This window comes from Pseudomonas sp. Pseusp97 (assembly GCF_047304025.1).
GTDB lineage: Bacteria > Pseudomonadota > Gammaproteobacteria > Pseudomonadales > Pseudomonadaceae > Pseudomonas.
In genome coordinates, this window is the sequence record NZ_JBGLYK010000330.1 from 1 (window position 1) to 4,126 (window position 4,126).

4 protein-coding genes are annotated in these 4,126 nt (G+C 65.3%); all 4 read right to left on the reverse strand.

Annotation, left to right across the window (positions count from 1 at the left end; all coding sequences use genetic code 11):
- Nucleotides 1-81 precede the first annotated feature (81 nt).
- Nucleotides 82-858 (reverse strand): amino acid ABC transporter ATP-binding protein, encoded by a 777-nt coding sequence (locus tag ACCC94_RS28195; RefSeq protein ID WP_017522365.1) that lies wholly within the window; start codon nt 856-858, stop codon nt 82-84.
- Between the two features lie 12 nt (nt 859-870).
- A complete protein-coding gene (locus ACCC94_RS28200) occupies nt 871-1,968 on the reverse strand; it encodes an amino acid ABC transporter permease (protein ID WP_413352893.1) in 1,098 nt (365 codons plus the stop codon).
- Between the two features lie 22 nt (nt 1,969-1,990).
- Entirely contained in the window at nt 1,991-3,175 is a 1,185-nt protein-coding gene (locus tag ACCC94_RS28205) for an amino acid ABC transporter permease (protein ID WP_413352894.1), read from the reverse strand.
- A 118-nt stretch (nt 3,176-3,293) separates the two neighbouring features.
- Nucleotides 3,294-4,126 (reverse strand): amino acid ABC transporter substrate-binding protein (locus tag ACCC94_RS28210; RefSeq protein ID WP_413352895.1); only part of this gene is annotated, 833 nt, incomplete at its 5' end.

The window sequence follows — 4,126 nt, forward strand, 5'->3', positions numbered from 1 at the left end:
GAGCTTGCTCGCGAACGAAGTTCCCGGCGACTCAGGTGCCGGGCGGTTCGCGAGCAAGCTCGCTCCTACAAAACGCCTCGGTCAGTGCAGGATCTGGCTGAGGAACAGCTTGGTGCGGTCCGACTGCGGGTTGTCGAAGAACTGGTCCGGTGGCGCCTGCTCGACGATCTCGCCCTTGTCCATGAAGATCACCCGGTTCGCCACGGTGCGAGCAAAACCCATCTCGTGGGTCACGCAGAGCATGGTCATGCCGCTCTGCGCCAGGCCGATCATGGTGTCGAGCACCTCCTTGACCATCTCCGGGTCGAGCGCCGAGGTGGGTTCGTCGAACAGCATGATCTTGGGCTTCATGCACAGCGCGCGGGCGATCGCCACGCGCTGCTGCTGGCCGCCGGAGAGCTGGCCGGGAAACTTGTTGGCCTGCTCCGGGATGCGCACGCGCTCCAGGTAATGCATGGCGACTTCCTCGGCCTGGCGCTTGGGCATCTTGCGCACCCACATCGGCGCCAGGATGCAGTTCTGCAGCACGGTCAGGTGCGGGAACAGGTTGAAGTGCTGGAACACCATGCCGACTTCGCTGCGGATCGCCTCGATCTGCTTGAGGTCGTTGGTCAGCTCCGTGCCGTCGACCACGATACTGCCCTGCTGGTGTTCCTCCAGGCGGTTGATGCAGCGGATGGTGGTGGACTTGCCCGAGCCGGAAGGCCCGCAGAGCACGATGCGCTCGCCCTGCTTGACCTCCAGGTTGATGTCCTTGAGCACGTGGAACTGGCCGTACCACTTGTTCACGCCCTTCATGGTGATCATCACGTGATCGCCGATGGCCGGCTGTGCGGTCTTTTGGGTGGCTTCAGACATGACGATTCACTCCTAACGCTTGTGGCCGGTGTCCAGCTTGTGCTCCAGGTGCATGGAGTAGCGGGACATGCTGAAACAGAAGATCCAGTAGACGACCGCGGCGAACACATAGCCTTCGGTGGCCATGCCCAGCCAGGCCGGGTCCGCGGTGGCGCGCTTGATGCTGTTGAGGAAGTCGAACAGGCCGATGATGATCACCAGGCTGGTGTCCTTGAACAGCGCGATGAAGGTGTTGACGATGCCGGGGATCACCAGCTTGAGCGCCTGCGGCAGGATCACCAGGCCCATGGTCCGCCAGTAGCCCAGGCCCATGGCGGCCGCGGCCTCGTACTGCCCTTTGGGGATGGCCTGCATGCCGCCGCGCACGACCTCGGCGATGTACGCGGCCTCGAACAGCACCACCATCACCATGGCCCGCAGCAGCTTGTCCAGGTTCATCCCCTCGGGGAGGAACAGCGGCAGCATCACCGATGACATGAACAGCACGGTGATCAACGGCACGCCGCGCCAGAACTCGATGGTGGTGACGCAGATGACCTTGATCGCCGGCATCTTCGAACGCCGCCCCAGCGCCAGCAGGATGCCCAGCGGCATCGCCCCGCAGATGCCGACCGCGGCGATCACCACGGTGAGCATCAGGCCGCCCCAGGCGCTGGTCGGCACGCTTTCCAGGCCGAGGAAGCCGCCGTGCAGCAGCCAGTACGCCAGGATCGGCAGCGCCACGAGGAAGCCCAGGCCGTATTTCACCTTGTAGGCGAAGCGCTTGAGGAACAGCGGCGCTGCGCCGAACACCACGAACAGCACGGTGAGGTCCACGCGCCAGCGCAGTTCCTCGGGGTAGAAGCCGTACATGAACTGGCCGAAGCGCGAGCCGATGAACACCCAGCAGGCGCCCTCGCGGGAGCAGTCGGCGCGGGTGCTGCCGGTCCAGTCGGCCTTGATGATCGCCCATTCCAGCAGCGGCGGCAGGATCAACCAGACCAGGTAGATGCCGACCAGCGTCAGCAGGGTGTTGAACCAGCTGGAGAACAGGTTGGCGCGCAGCCAGGCGAGCACGCCCACGCTCATGGCGGGGGGCGGCAGGTCGGGCTTGAAAGTATGAGTAGTCATGAGTTTCTGCTCTCTATACCGATCAGCGCTCGACCAGCGCGATGTGCTTGTTGTACCAGTTCATCAGCAGCGAAATGCTGATGCTGATGGCCAGGTACACGCTCATGGTGATGGCCATGGTCTCGATGGCCTGGCCGGTCTGGTTGAGCACCGTGCCGGCGAACAGCGAGACCATGTCCGGGTAGCCGATGGCGGCGGCCAGCGAGGAGTTCTTCGCCAGGTTCAGGTACTGGCTGGTGAGCGGCGGAATGATCACCCGCAGCGCCTGCGGGATGATCACCAGGCGCAGCGTCTGCCCCGGACGCAGGCCCAGGGAGCCGGCGGCCTCGGTCTGGCCGTGGCTGACCGCCTGGATGCCGGCGCGCACCGTCTCGCCGATGAAGGCGGCGGTGTAGACCGACAGCGCGAGCACGATGGACACCAGCTCCGGAATCACCACCCAGCCGCCACGGAAGTTGAAGCCCTGCAGCACCGGCACGTCCCAGTGGAAAGGCGCGCCGGCCACCAGCGACACCAGCCCCGGCAGCAGCACCAGCAGCGCCAGGCCGCTGAGGAAAACCGGGAAGGCCTTGCCGGTGGCATGACGGCGGGCCTTGGCCCACTTCCAGATCACCGCCCAGCCGACGATGGCCAGGACCACCGCGACGATGAACGGGCCGAGGCCATCGGCGGCGATCGGCGCGGGCATCTGCAGGCCGCGGTTGTTGACGAAGAACAGGTCGCCGAAGCTGATGCTCTGCCGCGGGTTCGGCAGCGGGCCGAGCACGGCGAAGTACCAGAAGAAGATCTGCAGCAGCGGCGGGATGTTGCGGAAGGTCTCGATGTACAGCGTCGCCAGCTTGCGGATCAGCCAGTTGGGCGACAGCCGCGCCACACCCAGGATGAAGCCCAGGATGGTGGCGAAGACGATGCCGATCACCGTGACCAGCAGGGTGTTCAGCAGGCCGACCAGGAACACCCGTCCGTAGGTGTCGCTTTCGCTGTAGTCGATCAGGTGCTGGGAGATGCCGAAGCCGGCGCTGTGGTCGAGGAAGCCGAAACCGGACTGGATGCCGCGATGGGCGAGATTGGTCTGGGTGTTGTCGAAGAGGAACCAGCCGACCGCCACGACGAAGATGACGGCGATGACCTGGAATGCCCAGCCGCGCACGACGGGATCGTTGAGCGATACCCCTCGCGGGCGCTGGGCCTTGATGGAATTCTGCATGTAAGCCCTCTCGGAAGGCCGCCGGGCGACCAGGGGGCTACGCCCGAGACCGCCCGGAAGGCTTCACGTCGTTCGAAACACTCCGGCGCCCACACTCCGGGCGCCGGAACGGGTCGGGTCAGCGCACCGGCGGTGCGTACTGCAGACCACCCTTGTTCCACTGGGCGTTGAGGCCGCGCTTGATCTTCAGCTCGCTGCCGTCGCCGACGTTGCGGTCGAAGATCTCGCCGTAGTTACCCACCTGCTTGACCACCTGCACGGCCCAGTCCTTGGGCAGCTTGAGGTCCTTGCCGTAGTCGCCCTCGGCGCCGAGCAGACGCGCGACGTCCGGGTTCTTGGTGCTCTTGGCCTGCTCCTCGACGTTCTTCGAGTTGATGCCCAGTTCCTCGGCGTTGACCATCGCGAAGAGCGTCCAGCGGGCGATGTCGAACCACTCCTCGTCGCCCTGGCGCACGGCCGGGCCGAGGGGTTCCTTGGAGATCACTTCGGGCAGCACCACGTAGTCGTCAGGTGCGGCCAGCTTGATGCGCTGGGCGTAGAGCTGCGACTGGTCGGAGGTCAGCACGTCGCAACGGCCGGATTCCAGGGACTTGGCGCTCTCATCGGAGGTGTCGTAGGTGATGGGGGTGTACTTGAGGTTGTTGGAGCGGAAGTAGTCCGACAGGTTGAGCTCGGTGGTGGTGCCGGCCTGGATGCACACGGTGGCGCCGTCGAGTTCCTTGGCGCTGGAAACGCCGAGCTTCTTGTTCACCAGGAAGCCCTGGCCGTCGTAGTAGGTCACGCCGACGAAGTTCAGGCCCATCGCGCTGTCGCGGGAGCTGGTCCAGGTGGTGTTGCGCGAGAGGATGTCGATCTCGCCGGACTGCAGCGCGGTGAAGCGCTCCTTGGCGGTCAGCGGGCTGTACTTGACCTTGGTCGAGTCGCCGAACACGGCCGCCGCCACGGCGCGGC

Coding starts and splice junctions, on each gene's coding strand:
- ACCC94_RS28195 (WP_017522365.1), bottom strand. CDS start 858: ATGTCTGAAGCCACCCAAAAGACCGCACAGCCGGCCATCGGCGATCAC.
- ACCC94_RS28200 (WP_413352893.1), bottom strand. CDS start 1,968: ATGACTACTCATACTTTCAAGCCCGACCTGCCGCCCCCCGCCATGAGC.
- ACCC94_RS28205 (WP_413352894.1), bottom strand. CDS start 3,175: ATGCAGAATTCCATCAAGGCCCAGCGCCCGCGAGGGGTATCGCTCAAC.